16 protein-coding genes and 1 pseudogene are annotated in these 16,028 nt (G+C 59.7%); 12 read left to right on the forward strand and 5 right to left on the reverse strand.

Annotated elements, in window-relative coordinates; all coding sequences use genetic code 11:
- Positions 1-1,269, forward strand: a 1,269-nt coding sequence (locus CP49_RS22090; protein ID WP_057852303.1) for an HlyD family type I secretion periplasmic adaptor subunit, incomplete at its 5' end; no start/stop codon positions are given.
- A 13-nt stretch (positions 1,270-1,282) separates the two neighbouring features.
- Positions 1,283-2,188 carry a hypothetical protein gene (locus CP49_RS22095; RefSeq protein ID WP_057852304.1) on the forward strand — a complete coding sequence of 302 codons (906 nt, stop codon included), beginning with the start codon at positions 1,283-1,285 and terminating at the stop codon, positions 2,186-2,188.
- On the opposite strand, the gene CP49_RS22100 is transcribed toward CP49_RS22095, so the two are convergent.
- Positions 2,179-2,535 (reverse strand): winged helix-turn-helix transcriptional regulator, encoded by a 357-nt coding sequence (locus CP49_RS22100; RefSeq protein WP_057852305.1) that lies wholly within the window; start codon positions 2,533-2,535, stop codon positions 2,179-2,181. The two genes, CP49_RS22095 and CP49_RS22100, sit on opposite strands and share 10 nt — an antisense overlap.
- Positions 2,536-2,644: 109 nt before the next feature.
- Here CP49_RS22100 and CP49_RS22105 point away from each other — a divergent pair, with 109 nt between their 5' ends.
- Entirely contained in the window at positions 2,645-3,349 is a 705-nt protein-coding gene (locus CP49_RS22105; RefSeq protein WP_057852306.1) for a glutathione S-transferase family protein, read from the forward strand.
- Positions 3,350-3,536: 187 nt separating this feature from the next.
- Positions 3,537-4,556: an alpha/beta hydrolase gene (locus CP49_RS22110; RefSeq protein ID WP_082646158.1), complete on the forward strand. Its 1,020-nt coding sequence runs from the start codon at positions 3,537-3,539 to the stop codon at positions 4,554-4,556.
- 208 nt (positions 4,557-4,764) lie between these two features.
- Here CP49_RS22110 and fabA read toward each other — a convergent pair whose 3' ends face one another.
- Entirely contained in the window at positions 4,765-5,295 is a 531-nt protein-coding gene (fabA, locus tag CP49_RS22115) for a bifunctional 3-hydroxydecanoyl-ACP dehydratase/trans-2-decenoyl-ACP isomerase (protein ID WP_057852357.1), read from the reverse strand.
- A 251-nt stretch (positions 5,296-5,546) separates the two neighbouring features.
- Here fabA and CP49_RS22120 point away from each other — a divergent pair, with 251 nt between their 5' ends.
- From CP49_RS22120 to CP49_RS22150, 6 genes are all read left to right on the forward strand, one after another.
- A complete protein-coding gene (locus CP49_RS22120) occupies positions 5,547-6,260 on the forward strand; it encodes an SDR family oxidoreductase (RefSeq protein WP_057852307.1) in 714 nt (237 codons plus the stop codon).
- Positions 6,261-6,686: 426 nt separating this feature from the next.
- Positions 6,687-7,949: a tyrosine-type recombinase/integrase gene (locus tag CP49_RS22125; protein ID WP_057852308.1), complete on the forward strand. Its 1,263-nt coding sequence runs from the start codon at positions 6,687-6,689 to the stop codon at positions 7,947-7,949.
- A 771-nt stretch (positions 7,950-8,720) separates the two neighbouring features.
- On the forward strand, positions 8,721-9,047 hold the full coding sequence (locus tag CP49_RS22135; protein WP_057852310.1) for a hypothetical protein: 327 nt from the start codon (positions 8,721-8,723) through the stop codon (positions 9,045-9,047).
- Positions 9,048-9,058: 11 nt separating this feature from the next.
- On the forward strand, positions 9,059-9,718 hold the full coding sequence (locus CP49_RS22140; RefSeq protein WP_057852311.1) for a DUF3102 domain-containing protein: 660 nt from the start codon (positions 9,059-9,061) through the stop codon (positions 9,716-9,718).
- Positions 9,719-9,763: 45 nt separating this feature from the next.
- Entirely contained in the window at positions 9,764-10,300 is a 537-nt protein-coding gene (locus CP49_RS22145) for a hypothetical protein (protein WP_057852312.1), read from the forward strand.
- A gap of 61 nt (positions 10,301-10,361) precedes the next feature.
- Positions 10,362-12,839: a DUF5906 domain-containing protein gene (locus tag CP49_RS22150; RefSeq protein WP_156438575.1), complete on the forward strand. Its 2,478-nt coding sequence runs from the start codon at positions 10,362-10,364 to the stop codon at positions 12,837-12,839.
- Between the two features lie 870 nt (positions 12,840-13,709).
- Here CP49_RS22150 and CP49_RS44945 read toward each other — a convergent pair.
- Positions 13,710-13,853: pseudogene (locus CP49_RS44945) on the reverse strand (aldo/keto reductase); the annotation flags it as partial.
- Positions 13,854-14,376: 523 nt separating this feature from the next.
- Between CP49_RS44945 and CP49_RS22155 the strand changes: the two are divergent.
- Positions 14,377-14,571 carry a hypothetical protein gene (locus tag CP49_RS22155; RefSeq protein ID WP_057852314.1) on the forward strand — a complete coding sequence of 65 codons (195 nt, stop codon included), beginning with the start codon at positions 14,377-14,379 and terminating at the stop codon, positions 14,569-14,571.
- The gene (locus tag CP49_RS22160; RefSeq protein ID WP_057852315.1) at positions 14,568-14,798 is read left to right on the forward strand and encodes a hypothetical protein; all 231 of its coding nucleotides are present in this window, start codon (positions 14,568-14,570) and stop codon (positions 14,796-14,798) included. The genes CP49_RS22155 and CP49_RS22160 overlap by 4 nt, the downstream gene beginning before the upstream one ends.
- Positions 14,799-14,846: 48 nt before the next feature.
- On the opposite strand, the gene CP49_RS22165 is transcribed toward CP49_RS22160, so the two are convergent.
- Both CP49_RS22165 and CP49_RS22170 read right to left on the reverse strand, forming a co-directional pair.
- Positions 14,847-15,077: a hypothetical protein gene (locus tag CP49_RS22165; protein ID WP_057852316.1), complete on the reverse strand. Its 231-nt coding sequence runs from the start codon at positions 15,075-15,077 to the stop codon at positions 14,847-14,849.
- Positions 15,061-15,303 carry a hypothetical protein gene (locus CP49_RS22170; protein WP_156438576.1) on the reverse strand — a complete coding sequence of 81 codons (243 nt, stop codon included), beginning with the start codon at positions 15,301-15,303 and terminating at the stop codon, positions 15,061-15,063. The genes CP49_RS22165 and CP49_RS22170 overlap by 17 nt, the downstream gene beginning before the upstream one ends.
- Positions 15,304-16,028: the final 725 nt, after the last annotated feature.

The following is a 16,028-nucleotide window of genomic DNA, read 5'->3' on the forward strand; positions in this document are numbered from 1 at the left end:
GGGCGGCCGGCGCTGCTCGGCGGTGGCGTGGTCGCGGCGTTCGCGGCCGCGATGACGATGTGGGGAACGCTCGCGCCGATCTCCGGCGCGGCCATCGCCAACGGCAACCTCCAGGTCGAAGGCCGCCGCCAGAGCGTGCAACACCCCTATGGCGGCGTCGTGCGCCAGCTTATTGTGCGCGACGGCGCGCGCGTCGAAAAAGGCCAGCTCCTGATCCGGCTCGACGACAGCGACCCGCGCGCCAAGCTCGACGTGCTCACCGCCGACCGCGACGCTGCATTGGCCGCCCGTGCGCGGTTGATGGCGGAGCGTGACAAGAGCGATGCGCCGGATTTCGACGAAGGTCTCCGCGCGCGCAGCGAGCTATCAGCCGTGCGCCAGGCGATGGCCAACGAGACGGCGATGATGGCGGCGCGAAAACACCAGTTCGCGGCCGAGACGGCAGTGCTGCGCGGCAAGATCAAGGAACTGGAATCGCAGATCGCGGGCACGCAGGCGCAGCTCACCGGCACCGAGAAGCAGCGGGAGCTGCTGACCGACGAGATGAACGGCGCGCAGCATCTGTTCGCGCAGGGTTATACGCCGAAGACCCGCATCCTCGCCCTGCAACGCGAAGACGCCAGGCTGCAGGCCGATATCGGCGCGCAGCAGGCCAGCATCGCCGGCATGCAGCAGCAGATTGCGCAGAACGATCTCGAGATCGCCCGGGTGGAGCGCGGGCGAATGAGCGAAATCACCGACCAGTTGCGCGCGACCGAAAACAAGCTCGCCGAGCTGACGCCCAAGATCGACGCCGCCACCGATGTCATGACCCGCACGCGGATTACCGCGCCGGCGACCGGCTCCGTGGTCGGCCTCGACGTCTTCACCGAGGGCGGCGTGATCCAGCCCGGCGCGCGGCTCATGGACATCGTGCCGACGGACAATCCGCTGATCGCCGCTGCGAAGCTGAAGCTGTCCGACATCAACGACGTCGCCGTCGGCCACCGCGCCGAAGTGCAGCTCACCGGCGTCAACTATATCGAGCGCCCCCGGCTCTATGGCACCGTGCACACGGTGTCCGCCGACCGCCTGACCGACGACAAGTCCGGCCAGGGCTATTATGCCGTCGAGGTCGCGCTTGATCCCAATGACGTCAAGAAGTCGCGCATCGACCTGCAGGCCGGCATGCCGGCCGAGGTGATCGTGCCGACGCGTCCGCGCACGTTGTTCGAATATCTGCTCGGTCCGCTGCGCGACGAGATCACCCGCGCGTTCCGCGAACGCTGACGAGGAGGTGGCCATGGCCGAATCCGAAAAGAATGCCCGCCGCTCCGACGAAGCCGAACGCAGCCGTCATATCTCGGCAACCGAGTCCGTCGCTTTCGCCACCATGCTGCTCGGCCTTCTCAACGATGCCGACACCGTGCTCCACCGCATGGAGCACGAGGGGCAATCACGCGCGACGGAGCCGGCCGTCCCGCAGGCGCATTCAGAGGCCGCGGCATTGACGCCGGCCGATGCCGGGCCGGCTCACGAGGTCCAGCACGCCGTCACGATCGACGTGCCGGCAGCAGATCTTTCAGCCGCAATTCATGCCGATGCCGTGGCGGCGGTCCCGCCGCAGGATGCAAGCGCCATCGTCGACGACACATCGTCGGCCAAAGTGCTCATCACGGAATCGTCGCCGGCGCCATCGACTGTCACCGCGTCGATAGACCACGCGCCATCGGCGAGCACAAACAACACAGCTAGCGACAGCATCGCGCCACCATCGCTCGATCTCGGCGCATCAGTTCACAGTATCGCTGACACCGTCACCGGCATCGTGGACACGGCGCTTGCAACGGTATCGAGCACGATCGCGAGCCTGAGTGCCACGGCGACGCAACTGACCTCGACCGTAACCGATACCGTCAGTCATCTCACCGACGGCCTGCTCGGCACACTCACCGGCAGCACCCATGACGCGCCAAGCACGGGCGTACTCGAGCCGCTGGTAGCAGATCTTGTCGGTCCGGCGCTCAGCCCGGCGGATGTTTCCAACACCACCTCGCATGGCGCGTCGCTGCTAGACACCGCAGGCGCCATTCCGACGTCGCTGCTGCATCCGATGCCGCTGCAGCTCGGCTTTCTCGGCCAGCCAACCATGGATGGCCACGAGCCGCACGACGGCGCATTCTCGGCGCTGGGTGTGCATCATTTCTGAGAAAGCTTGACCGGCGACGTGCTGGCGTGAGCAGGGCCGGCCTCAACTGTTTCCCACCAGTTACCCAGGGCGTCGAGCAGCGGCACGAGTTTGAGACCAGCCGAGGTCAGATCATATTCCACGCGCAGCGGATATCCTTCGAATTCAGTGCGCTCGACGATGCCGGCGTCCTCCAGCTTGCGAAGCTCAAGGGTCAACATCTTGTGCGAGATGGTGGGGTTGTCCCTGCGCAGGTCACTGAAGCGTTTGGTGCCCTGCTTCAGATAGTAGATCAGCAGAGTGGGCCAGCGGCCGCTCATGATCTGCATCACCTCTTCAATGGGACAGCGGGAGACAAGATCTTTCATCTGATTACTCGTGGTTACAAAAAGGTGCGTAATTTACTTAGGCGCGGAGATGCTTAGGTTCCAGCCACGCTGCGCAGCGTGATCAGCAGAAATCACGGAGAAGATGTGAATGGAACCGATTCTTGTTTATGGCTTCCCGGCCGGAAGCTCCATGGGCCTTGTCGCCGCTCTCGAATGGCTTGGCAAACCCTATCGCCTATGTCGGGTCGATATGCTCGGCGAGATGCGTGACGCTTCCTATGCCCGCATCAATGCCCGGCATGAAACGCCGGTCCTGATCACGGATGCAGGGCGGGTGCTGACCGAGACGATGGCTATCGCCGCCTGGCTCGAGGCGAGGGACAGCGAGCGGCGCATCAGCTTCGCACCGCTTTCACTGGAAGCAGACCGAATGCACCAGTTGATCGGCTTTATCAACACGGGCTTCACCGGCGCCTTTTCGCCGCTATGGGCTGCGCTGGAGATGGCGAAGCCGAATCCTCAAATGCAGGCATCGCTGCGTGAATTCGGCGCGGCGCGTGTCATCGAACGGCATGACAAGCTCGAGAGCATGATCGGGGATCAGTCTTTTCTCATTGGTGAGCACCCGACGCTCGCCGACGGCATTCTGGTCGGCGTCGCGCGATGGCTCGAATTCCATCAAGTTGCGGATCCAGCACGCTGGCCAAAACTCGCTGCTGTGCGTCGACGCATCGAGGCCGACCCTGCCGTCATTTATGCAATGGCATTGGAAGATGGCAGCATCCGTTCTGGAACGGGCGCTTGTGTCGGTCATATCCCACTTGCAGAGGTAATCGAGCGGTTCGGCGGCTGAACGTCAACGCGCGTGGCAACATTGTCCTCGGTCACGCTCGATCTGTTCGTGGACATCATTTTTGAAAAGCGGCGGCGCTTGCGGCTGACTTACGGTTCCAGCGCCGCCGCCCTTTTCTCGCCGCCATCGTAATCCACCAAGCCAGCGGGGCGGATCCTGTGGGGGACAGAGTTCCCAAAGGTCCTGCGTGATCGTCCAACATTTACTGCGAAACGAGTCATCTGCATCCCGCCGCGCGTTCCTGCGCGGCATTGCGTCCTCGGCCAGCCTGCTCGCGCTCGGCGGATGCGCCGGCTTGGGCGCGACGGGTGGGCGCTACGATGCGTCGTCGCTTTCAGTGGAACCGACATTGCTGGTCGCGACCACGCGCAAGCCGGTGAACGGCGGGCGGGCGAAGCCGTGGTTCGGGCCTGAGCGGGCTTCGGCGATGACGGTCGGACGGGCGAAGCTGGCGGCGCCTGGCGACAACCGCTTCTCGCTTGCCGCAGCCGGGATTGGCGGTTGGCGTCTCGAGGGCGTCGAGCCGGTGCCCGGAGACGTCAGCAATCTTCTCGGGCAGGGCGGCGGGTCAGACGTCCTGATCTACGTCCACGGCTTCAAGAACACATTCGAGACGGCGGCGCTCGATGCCGCGCAGCTCGCCGATGGCGTCCGGTTCCGCGGCCAGACGATGGTGTTCGCCTGGCCGTCCAAGGCCGGACTGTTCGATTATGCCTATGACCGCGACAGCGCGATGTACTCGCGCGACGCCTTCGAGCGCGTGCTCCAGTCCGTCGTCACGACGCCGGGCGCCGGCCGCGTTCACATCGTCGCGCATAGCATGGGCACCATGCTGACGCTCGAAGGCCTGCGTCAGCTCTACGCGCGATATGGCGACACCGTCGCCGACAAGGTCGGAGCCGTGGTGTTCGCCTCACCGGACATCGACATGGACGTGTTCTCGTCGGCGACCCAACGCATCGGCCCGCTCACCCGCAAGATCACCGTCATCACCGCGACGAACGACCGCGCACTGGCGCTGTCGGGGCGGCTGGCCGGCGGAATGACGCGGGTCGGCGCCGCCGAGAAGGCCGCGATCGAGCAACTCGGGGTGCGCGTCATCGATGCGTCCGAGTCCGGCTGGGGCGTCATCAACCACGACCTGTTCCTGTCCAATGCAGAGGTGCGTCAGGTGATCCGCCGCTCGATCGACACCTCGGCGGCGTAAACCTAGTTCGCGACGGTCTGCGTGTCCGAGCGCGCCGCTATTGGGATTTCGGCTCGGCCAGCCAGAACTGCTCGTAAGCGCCGCTCAATGCATCATCGACCAGGCGATGGAGGCCATTGAGCAGCCACGCGCAATCCAAAGGATCGCGAGTGAGCCGACATGCATCCGAGCAATGTCGCGCGACCATCATAGGGATTGTGTCAACATATCAGATCGCCGACGCTATCAGTCCGACTCTCATATCCTTGGCGACATAGACGCAGGTGCCATCGGCAAATACGCGGCCGTTCGCAATTCCAACAGCCAGTTTGCCGCGCCTGACATGGCGCATGCTGACCTCGTATCGCACGCACTTGATGTCCGGCTTAATGTCTCCCCGGAATTTCACCTCGCCGACGCCGACGGCGCGGCCTTTGCCCGGTGAGCCCGACCAGCCAAGCCAGTAGCCGATGACCTGCCACATGGCGTCCAGACCCAGACATCCCGGCATCACCGGATCGCCGGCAAAGTGGCATTCAAAGAACCAGAGGTCCGACGTGATATCCAGCTCACCGATGACATGGCCCTTGCCAAATTCGCCGCCGTCCACGCTGATCTCGATGAGGCGGTCCATCATCAGCATGGGCGGCGCCGGCAACTGAGCATTGCCCGGGCCGAAATAGCCGCCCTCGCTCGATTTGAGCAGATCTTCCTTAGTGTAGGACGATTTCGGAGCGTGAAAGTCGCGAGGGTCAGACAAGGCCATGTCACCTCCGAGGATGTTTAGCCAACGGCCGCTGAACGTCACGCAGTCTTGTCACGGCCGCTTTGTCGACGCCAGAGCCAGTGGCAGACGCAGGGCTCCGGCCACCGGAACAGAAGCGCCCGAAGGGCCTGAATTCTGTCTGACTCGCCAAGCAAACTGGACTCACATTGCGGCGGGGCGGATCGCTGGCGCCTTCTCACCGCGATGCGATGGACGCTGCGAATAGTGCTTGAGCCGGAGGCTCGATGGGCGGCGCGGGAAAGAGTCGGATTCTTGTTATTGGCGGCACGCGGGGCGTTGGACTTCTGATCGCCCGGCTGCTGCATGAACGAGGCTATACGGTCCGTGTACTAGCGCGCGATCCAGCTGGAGTTTCAAACAAACTGGGTCCCACGTTTGAGGTGGTCGCTGGCGATCTCACGAAAGAGGACACGCTTCCTCCCGCGTTGCGAGATGTGGATCACATCATCTTCACTGCCGGCGCGCCGAGCGGACGGTATGCGCCGGAAAGCCTAGTCAGGGCGACGGACTATGACGGCGTCATCGACACGCTTGCAGCTGCGCGAAGCGCCGGTTTCCATGGCCGCTTCGTCTATCTGAACACGATCGGGATCGAGACGCGCTCGCTGGCGGGCTTTCTGATCAACCTGCTCAAGAGGAATACGTTGGTCTGGCGCCGGCGCGTCGAAGACAAAATCCGCTCCAGCGGCTTGGACTACACGATCATACGCGTCGGCTTCCTTCTTGATCGGCCCGGCGGCGAGCATGCAATCAATGTCAGCCAGGGCGCCCTGCCGCTAGCGTTTCGCAACCGTATTGCCCGCGCTGATGTCGCCGACGCGTTCGTCGAGGCGATGGAACATCCCCGCGCATCAAGGACGACTTTTGAGATTGTGTGGGGCAGTGGGCCCAGGCAGCAGAGTTGGAGCCGGCTTTTCGAGCGGCTCAGGCCAGATTGACCGGGAGCCGCATCACAAGAGAAGGAGCGGTTGCAATGACGACGGGTCGACGCGACCATTTGCGCGTACTGGCTCAGCGCGTGCGGTGGCTGATGGTCGCGAGGTCCGAATCATGGGCTCGAAAACCGAACTTTTGCGGCCTCTTGTCGCTGCTGCAAGCGTAGAAACGGCGGGCTTTGGCGTTCGCAGTTTGTACCAAGGTGGCGCGCCCGAAGAGATTCGAACTCCTGACCCCCAGATTCGTAGTTTTGGCCATGCGCCAAATCGTGATTAAGGGTGGTTAAGCAAGAATCCGTCGGCGAGAGGTAAGCCTAAGATTTGATAGGGGAAATTAACGTCCCTTAGGCAATCCGGGCGCTACCCCTCCAGACCTGTGCGCGCGGTATTTGGCCCCTGCATACGTGCAAAAACCGTGCAGGAGGATTTATGCCGTCGACCCAAGCCAACCGTCTGTTGTTGACAGACAAGGCCGTCAAAAGCCTTCCCTACGCATCCGCCAAGCCAAAAATTATCCGCGACACCAAGATCGCCGGCTTCCATCTTTGGGTCGGCAAAACCACCAAGACCTTTCGCCTCCAATACGAGACGCCGCGCGTCAACGGCCAGCGCGGCACTACCACCGTCCAGTGGCTGGGTGAACACCCCCACCACACCGCGGACGAAGCCCGCGCCAAGGCCCTCCACATCCAGGCCCTGCGGGCCCGTGGCGAGGAGCCGATCAACAACGCCGTCCTGGTCGAAGCCCCAGCGACCACCCTCACCTTCCAGGCCGCCTGGGAAAGCTATAGGGCCGCCATTACCAAGGAAGGCAAGAGCCTGCGGACGATCGCCGACTACCAGGATAAGTTCAATCGCCACCTCAAAACCTGGCACGACCGGCCGCTTAGCAGCATCAAGCGCGAGGACGTGGTTCAGGAGCATGCCGCCATTACCGAGCGCGCCAGACAGCTCCGGGCCGGCCAAAAATACTCCAGCGGCAAATACGCCGCCAATGGCACCATGCGGTTTGCCCGGGCGGTTTGGAACCACGCCAAGGATGAACTGGAGACGTCAGGCCTGCCCGAGCGCAATCCGTTCAGGTCCGGAAAGCTGTTTCACAAGGAACGCGCGCGAGAAACCGGCATGGGGGCTGTGGACCTACTGGCGTGGTGGGCGCAGCTGCGAGCCCTGTCCAATCCCATTCGCCGGGAACTGCATACATTCATGCTGTTGTCGGGGCTGCGCCGAAACGACGTCCTGACCGCTCGATGGGAAAATTTTGATGACAAGCGTCCCTCGCTCCGCGTGCCCTCGCCCAAGGGCGGTGAGGAACGGGCGTTTGAGTTGCCGCTGTCGAAAGCGATGCTGGAATGCCTGCAGCGCGTAAAGGAAGCGGGTCAGACGTACTTTCCGGACGAAAGCAAAGAATGGATTTTTCCGGCGGCGGGCGGTCATGTCGCTGAAGTCAAAGAGGATGGTCGCCAAAAGCTTTCGCACACCGGTCACGCGCTGCGGCATTCGTTTCGGACGCTGGCGGCTGCTGCAGGCGTGGATAGGCTCCGCCTCAAAATCCTGATGAATCACGCCGTCGATGATGACGTCACCGATGCGTACGCAAACGTTCCGGCGCTGTTCGCCTCGTTGCGAGAAGCTCAAGAGCAAATTTCGTACTTCATTATGAAGAATGTGATGGCCGCAGACGGACGCTGAATTCCAAGACAGTTCACAGGACGTAACGCTCAAGGACTCCACGATGGATTTGCTAGAAAGGTTAGGTCTCTCCGACTTAGAAGGAGTCACTACCTTTCCCGGCTATGGCTGGCTGTACGGCCCCTATCCAGAAGAGGAAACAAAAGCCTTTTTGGCTGTCGCGGCGAAGTTGGTGGCAGGAGGGGCGCCGCAACTCACTGTCAGGGACCTTCACGCCCGTTACGACAACGCCGTTGGCGACACGGACTACGGTCCTCTACGCGATGCCGTTGGCGACGGGCACGACATATACGTGTGTTGGGAAGTCGAGGGCGTCCCATCTAGACAAGGAAAGCTGCTGGCTCACGCTTGGATGGAAAGCCGGGACGTCCCTTGGGACAGTAAAGCTACCACATTACGTCTCGAGGTAGAGCGAGCTCTCTTCAAAGCTGAAGTCGTTCCCAAGTTTGGTCTAAGGATCCGATGCTTGATCTTCTACAAGAGGTCCCATTAACCAAGCCGACATTCAGAAATTGAACTTCGCCGAAGTTCAGGGTAGGGCATTTCCTGACGGCGGATATGCTATCCGCCTCCGACTACCATGAAAATGGCCGGTAGTCGGAACGAACCGGTAGCGATTGCCGTCCCCACGGCACAGGCCATCAAGCGACCCGGCAATGCAACCCAATTGTTGATTGGGAAGTGTTGTCGCATGCTCGCTTGACCTCAACGGTCCACTCCTAAGCGAACCTCGACGGCTCCTCTCAATCGGCACCAGCCGATGGGACAGCCATGTCGGACGCTAAACCACTGAGCTTGCCGTTTACTGCGGTTCCTGCACCACACGAACTCGACGACCTGATCGAACGCATCGTCCAAAAGACGCTCGCGCAGGTCGGCTATGCCGACCAAGCAAACCCCTTCATCAACAGCAAAGCGTGCGCGGACCTCATCGGAGTTTCGTCAGAGCATCTTTGCGCCATGCGCGCCCGTGGCCAAGGCCCCCCTTGGTCCGGTGAAGGCAAATGGATCCGCTACAGGCGGTTCGACGTCATCAGCTGGCTGGCACAACTCCCAACAACTTTGCAACGAGATGCGAAAACCGCAACTGACAACTAGGAAACATCACGATGACAATTTCGGCTGAAACCACCAATGTCGTCGCGCTTTATCCACCCCGCAAAGACGTGGAGGAAGCGCCTCTCGACGAATTCCTGGACGAACTTGCTGAACGAGTCCGTGACCACTGTCGTTCCACAACCGCATCCATCATCGCCATTGGTCGTGCGCTCGTTCAAGCGAAGGACCACGTGGAGCACGGTCAGTTCAAACAGTGGGTGACCTCTCAGTGCGGATTCACAATTCGGACCGCTCAAAACTATATGCGCGCGTACGCATTGGCCTCACAGGCTGGCGAAATCATTTCGCTTTTGAACCCGGCGGCACTGTATCGGTTGTCAGCACCTAAGACGCCGCCCGGTGCAATCACGCGCGTGGTCGAAATGCTCCATCGCGGCTTTATTCCGACAGAAGCGGAAATCATCGTGCTCATCATGTGTCTTTCGCTCGCTCACGATGATCCCGAAGCCCACGAGGAAGGCGTGGACGAACAGACGACGCTTGAGCTTGCCCGCGAATTGCATTCGCGACTCGGAGAGGAGTTAGTCTCAAAGCTGATCGGGAGCCGCTGGTCCGACCTCCGCAAGCATCTTCGCAATGCTCTCGAGCAATCGAGCCGCGCAGCTAAACCGCGCGGAAGCCAGCTCCGCACCGAAGCCATATCAGGCTAGCTGTAGACGAGCATCTTTCCATCCCGCAACTCTATTGAGGCGAATATGTCCATTCATTCAGCACAAACTCCGTTCGTCGTCGTGCAATGTCCGTCCTACGGTGACGCCGAATTCGCATCGCGCTGGCTAGCGGCTGCAGTTGACGCAGATCGATTCCTAACCCGTCACCGCAGCGCAAACCCCGACTTTGAAACTGCTACCGAAAACCTAGGTCTCATCACCGCTGTCCATTTCTCCTCGGCTGCATTGGCGTTCATCTGCTGTTGGCAAGACAGCTGGCCTGCGTTCTCTTTGAATCTATTTGAGTCCGAATGGTACGAGGCCTTCGCTTACATGGCTGGAACCGGCTTTTTCACACGGACCGATCAACACTACCAAATGACTCAGCCTCCCGCGCTTACGTCTGAGACAATAGCGCGGGCCTTGCTTCAGTTGGCGGCGACTGAGGATGAGAATGATTATCTCCATCCCGAATGGTTGCTAGCGACGATGACCGAAGAAGACGCCCGTCGCAAAGTGCTGACGATTGAGCACCGCGAGCAAGCGCGGTGCACCATTCCATACAAAGACACCGCGCACTGATCCACTCACCAAAAGCCAACGCTCAATTGATCAAGCAAACTAGCTATCGAGGAACGATAAAGTGAACAAGCCAGCCGCTCCCGACATCCACCCCATCTCAGCTCTCGACTCCCGCTTCGACTTTGATACGGCCAAACGGTTTATCGAATTGATCCGTGGAGATGCAAACTTGTTAATGCAGTTTCGTGCACTTCCCGAATCGCAGGAAGCAAAGCGTCGGTTCGAGAGCTTGACGTCGGATGAGCGCACAAAGAAACGTCGAAATTATCCTGGCCAATTGTCCGAGCTCGCCCCACGCCTCCAGCAGATGAACAAGTCCGGGCACGCCATCTTCGTCGCGCTCAACGAGTTCGACGGTAACGGGCGCAAAAAGGAAAACTTGGTTGCCGCCCACGTCATCCCCTTGGACCTTGATGGTGCGTCGCTTCCCGATGATTGGCAGATCCAACCGCACTGGATCCAAGAGACGTCCCCTGGACGGTATCAATGTTTCTTCGTGATCGAGCGCACGACCGACATCGCCGCTGTGGAGGATATCGCCCGGCGACTTGCCTCCAACTACGGCGGCGATCCTGCTGTTTTTGACGCGACGCACGTTTTCCGGATGCCGGGCTTTTACCACCAGAAGGGCAAGCCATTTCGCGTTAATTCACTTCTGGAAAACGAGTTTGAACCGACACGCAAACTTTCGGACTTCGAATTTTTGCCCGCGCTTCCGAAACGCGACTCTGACACGACCACGGTGGGGGTGGGAACATTAGACCCCGACAAGGCGGAATTGCTGTTCGGCGATGATGGCGCACTTGATCCGACGAAATTCGACACCAACGACAAGTGGATTCAACTCGCCATGGCCACGCACGCGGCCTACGGCGGCGATCCGCACGTGCGCGACCTTTTCCTTGAATTTTGCAAGCGCGATCCGAATTTCTCCTCGGACAAGGAGGCGGAGGCCCGTTGGGAATCTCTTGGTCTGAAAAAGAAACGACTTTTGGGGGTTGGAACGCTGTCTAAGATTTGCCGCGACCATAAAGTGGATGATGCGACTTTGCACGCCGTATTCATCGGAAGCGCGGCCGACGACTTCGAAGGGTTTGACGATCCGGATTTCGACTCAGGAGCTATCTGCGGCATTGCGGATGATGACGATGTGCCATCGGAGTCTCAGTATACTGCCGGTTCGGAATCCGCGCTTGTAGCGCTGAACGAGAAATATACCGCCGTCTTCGCCAACGGACTATATCGCATTATGTATCGCGAAGGCGAAGGCGAAACCGCGAATGGATTGCCTTGGGTGGCCGCCAGCAAAACGGATTTTATCAACCGGCATGAGAATCGCAGCATCGAGAACGGAAACCAAGGTCGAGGCAAACCGAAAGTCATTTCGCTTGGCGCAGGGTGGCAGACATGGGCGGCCCGTAAAACGGCAGACGGCACCGTGCTCGACCCGCGTTTCTTACCCGGCGCGATCACTGATGGCAAATTGAACCTATGGTCCGGCTTCGCAATCAAGGCCCAGCCCGGCTGTTGCGAGTTATTCCTGAAGATGATTTACGAAGACCTTTGCAGCGGCGACGACGCGGTTTTTGCCTACGTGCTGAATTGGTCCGCATGGAAGCTTCAGAATCCGGGATTGCTGCCGCAAGTCGCGATAGCGTTCCTTGGCCCCAAAGGTGCGGGCAAGACGACATACGGCGAAACGATGGCACAGATATTCGGCTGTCACGGCATGGTTGCCGAGGACATCGATCAAATTGCGGGGCGTTTCAATGGCCATCTTGAATCTAAATGCTTTGTCTACGCGGACGAAGCGGTGTGGGGCGGCGACAAGCGCAACGAGTCGGCGCTCAAGAAGCTGATTACCGACAAGGAAGCGTCGTATGAGTACAAGGGCGTGACGATCTTCGACGGTCCAAACCATTTTGGCTTGGTGCTCGCGGGCAACGAAAAATGGATCGTTCCCGCGTCTATGGACGAACGTCGCTTTTGCGCGTCGAATGTGTCAGCGGTGCACTTCGCGCCGCCGGGAGAACGCAATCACCCGAATCGTTTGTATTGGAATCAACTCCACGCCGAACTGAACAACGGCGGTCGGGCCGCATTCCTGCACGATATGTTGAAGCGGGATTTGGACGGATGGCACCCGCGCGAAGACGTGCCCATCACGGAGGCGATGGGAGAGCAGAAGCTTCATGGCCTTAAGGAAGTTGGGCGGTGGTGGTTCGAAATTTTGCGCGACGGCGAGCCGTTTCCTCTGCTTCCTGATTTCGAGGACGGACACTGGTCGGAGCAAGCGCTGCAGGCCTCACCCGCCGAGGTTACGGCCGCCTATTGCCAATGGCTCCACTTCAAGAATCCGCACGCCAACGTGTCATCGAAATGGCTCCTTGAGGAACTTAAAAAGTGGGGCTGGGAAGGCGGCGGCAATGAATACCGGAAGCCCACCAAGGACCGCGAGCGCTATTGGCTGGCGCCCCGGCTGGACCGGGCGCGCCACCTCTTCAAAGCTCGGCTCGGCACCGACCCCTTTGCGGACTAGGGCCATAGGACGGATGTCGGGACGCGTCCGATATCCGTCCTATCAGAAACCCTTGGTACGAGCGGGTTTCGGACGGATAGGACGGATTGGACGTTTCTTTTTTAGTCGATGTGAGAAGTTAGTACCAAAGGGAGGGCATAGCCGCTTATTGCCATGGCCCAACTTTCATGAAAGGAGTTGGCGGACATCCGTCCAATCCGTCCTAAGTGTCCGAACTGCCCATTCTATATGGATTTCTTGATCGGACGGGCGTCGGATGGATGTTGGCATCCGTCCTAAGCGCTCCGCGTTTGCGTAATATGTAAGAAGATTGGCGGCTTTCTTTCGCAGCGCTATTTCGCGATCGCTCAAATTTTTCAAATATTTTGAAGCTCGCGGGTCCCTCTGGCCCCGAAAAGCAATACGGGCAGAACGGAAGCGCGGACCATTTTCAGCTATAAAAAATTTTGAGTCGGGCTACCTGTTACCTAAGGCACCTGCAGACATGAGCGCTAACCTACGCGAAGTACGTCCTAACATGCGGGCGGCCCTTGGCCTGGCCTGCTGGCAAGTCGCAGATCCGAGCCTCGTCCCTGACTGAGTGGGGGGATGACCGCTTTGCGCCAGGAGCGGACGTACAGGCCAAGTCCGCTTTTGACCCATCAGCAACATGCCGAAGTTTTCATTTCAGTAGCCCGGCATTGACCACAGAAGTTCTCGCCTTCGCAGATTCGGCCGTTTATGTTTATCGCAAGATAGTGCGCCCGAGGGTGGCCGCATTACAGATTTCGACCGCTAACCGGATTTCTTGTGCCTGACGGAAACGGCGGCATCACCGTTCAAAATGATACGACGCTCGGAAAAACTCTAGTTGATGTGTTAGATATTCCTTCAGCTCGCAGCCGCTATGGCCTGCTGTTTCCCCTGGCGGTTAAGCGCTGCAAAATCCTCATCCGAGAGCTTGATGCTCGCGGCCGCAACGTTCTCCTCAAGGTGCTTCACCTTCGACGTACCTGGTATCGGCAGGCGCGACGGTTTTGGGCCTTGCGGCCTTGGACATGGCGGCGCCCCCCGGCCAAAGGCCGAGACAGCCGTGATCCATGGTCACAGGACGCCCGAAGGCGGCGAGCAAATCAGGGATGACACGGGCAGCACTGGTTTCGGGTTCTTAGGCCCACGGACATGCTGCACCTGATTTGCTTAAAAAACAATTCCCCACCCCGGGGAAACGTGCTCGATTGGAGCGGAGAAACGACGTCTGCGGCGCACTTAAGGATTTCCGACCGTGCTCCGGACTTTTTTGACGCTGTGCGCACTCTGCTCATTGGTCTCGGCCTGTGCGAGCGGGCCCCATATCGCCGACATGCCGCATTGGATCGGCGGATTGCCGCCGGACGCGCCTCCGCGACGTGGGACGCCGGAATATGATGCTTGGCAGGCCGAGCGCGCGAAGGAGGCTGCGAGGCCGAAAACCGGAAGTACCAGCCAGCCGACCCGCTGATTTGCGTTAAGAAGCCATCCGCCGCCTGGTCGAACTCGGGCTGAAGGGAAAAAGCAAATGATCAAGCCGAAGCGGTCTGCCGAGCAACAGGTTGCGGACGAGCTCGAGCGACGGGCTCTCCACCCGCTTTCGTCGAGGCAGACGATATCGGACAGCCAAGCCGAGCCAGAATTCCATGCAAACCACAAACGCCTTAGAGCAGAAAGGCTGGCGCGAGAGGCAGTCGAGATCGGGCTGAAGGCGAAGAAATGACAAAGCCGCCGGGCGGGCTTCAACCACCAAAGCCGACCACCAAAGCCGAGCGCGATGCGCGTAAGGCATTTCGCCAAGTCGATGCCAAGAAGGCAATGACTGAGCACGAGATCGCGCAGAAGGCCTTCACTAACAACCGTGAGCGTCTGAAGGCAGAGCGGCTCGCCAGGGAGGCTGCGGGGCCCCCGCCCGCGAAAACCAAAGGCTCCAAGGCGAAGGGAAAATGACACCACCCCCTTCCGGGGGCGCCTCTGCTTGCTTGCAAGCAGACTCTTTTACTTTCCCCAGCGTTTTTCCGCAGCCTTCTTGGCGATCTCTTTCCGCTTCTTCGCCGACATGCCCGCGGCCCGCGCCTTGCCGCCCATGCGCCCCAGCGCCACGGCGGCCGCGTTCTTGCCGTCCTCGGTGGTGATGTCCTCGATCTCGCCGGTGGCGATCTTGGCGATCATGATGGCGTTGCCGATGGCGGCGGCTGGCCGCTTCTCGCCCTTAGGACCCCTTGGCATCTCTATCCTCGAACATGCGGTCGATTAGCAACTGGATGGCTTTACCCACCGCACCGTTTCTATCCTTGGCAATAAACTCGTTGATAGGTGTGCGCGTCCTGCCGTCCTCAGGGGAGACGTCATTCTCATAATCGATGAACAGCGCGCCATTGTCGTCTTGTACCAAATACCACCAAGAATCGCGCTGGCTCGACATGTGGCTGTGCAATACCCTGCTTTGACCCATTTCCACCTCCTGCATTGCGATAAGCCCAGCTATAGGTAATGCTTAGCGGTAAGCTTCCAAGGGAGGGTCAAATGCGGTAGTGGGCTCTTTCAGCGATGGCCACGAATGTTACCAAGCGGCTTTGGGAAATCGGTGATATCGTTGGGGTGTTGGAAGCGTGGGAGGTCGCCCAAGTGAGGCGGTCTATCTGGGAGGAAGGCCATGGAATGGTTTAGCCGGAAGACATCGATAGCGGGTAGTCAAGTTCCCAATTGGATACTTGTTCTAGCGGCTCTCGTCGTAATCTGGATTATCTACTCATTCGTCGCGCGGTGAGTGAATGGGGACGAATGAGCAGATAATTGCGGCAACGGGAAGTGACGATAGCGCGGATTGAAAAGCTTGATACTGATTTGGCCGCCAAGTTCAGACGGGAAGGCAAGTTCTAAATTTCAAACTGAGGCACTACCGGACTTCACGGGCGGCCGGGCTTTGTAGCTTCTTGGCGCCCCATCGATATCAACAGGCCAGTAAGCAGGTCGGCGACAAGGAACACCTAAAGATCTTTGCGAGCGAGAAAGCCGCCGAGACATGGCTTCAGGAGAATGACCCGGAAGGCGTGGCGTTCCAGTATGAGGTGGAGTGAAGACAGGCGCCTATGCACCACCTTTTCGCGCGGGGCGTTCTGACGTTCTCACTTATGGAGCGAACTGAGATAGGCGAAGTAAGCCGAGCAGGCCGAAGCG

Source organism: Bradyrhizobium valentinum (assembly GCF_001440405.1).
GTDB lineage: Bacteria > Pseudomonadota > Alphaproteobacteria > Rhizobiales > Xanthobacteraceae > Bradyrhizobium > Bradyrhizobium valentinum.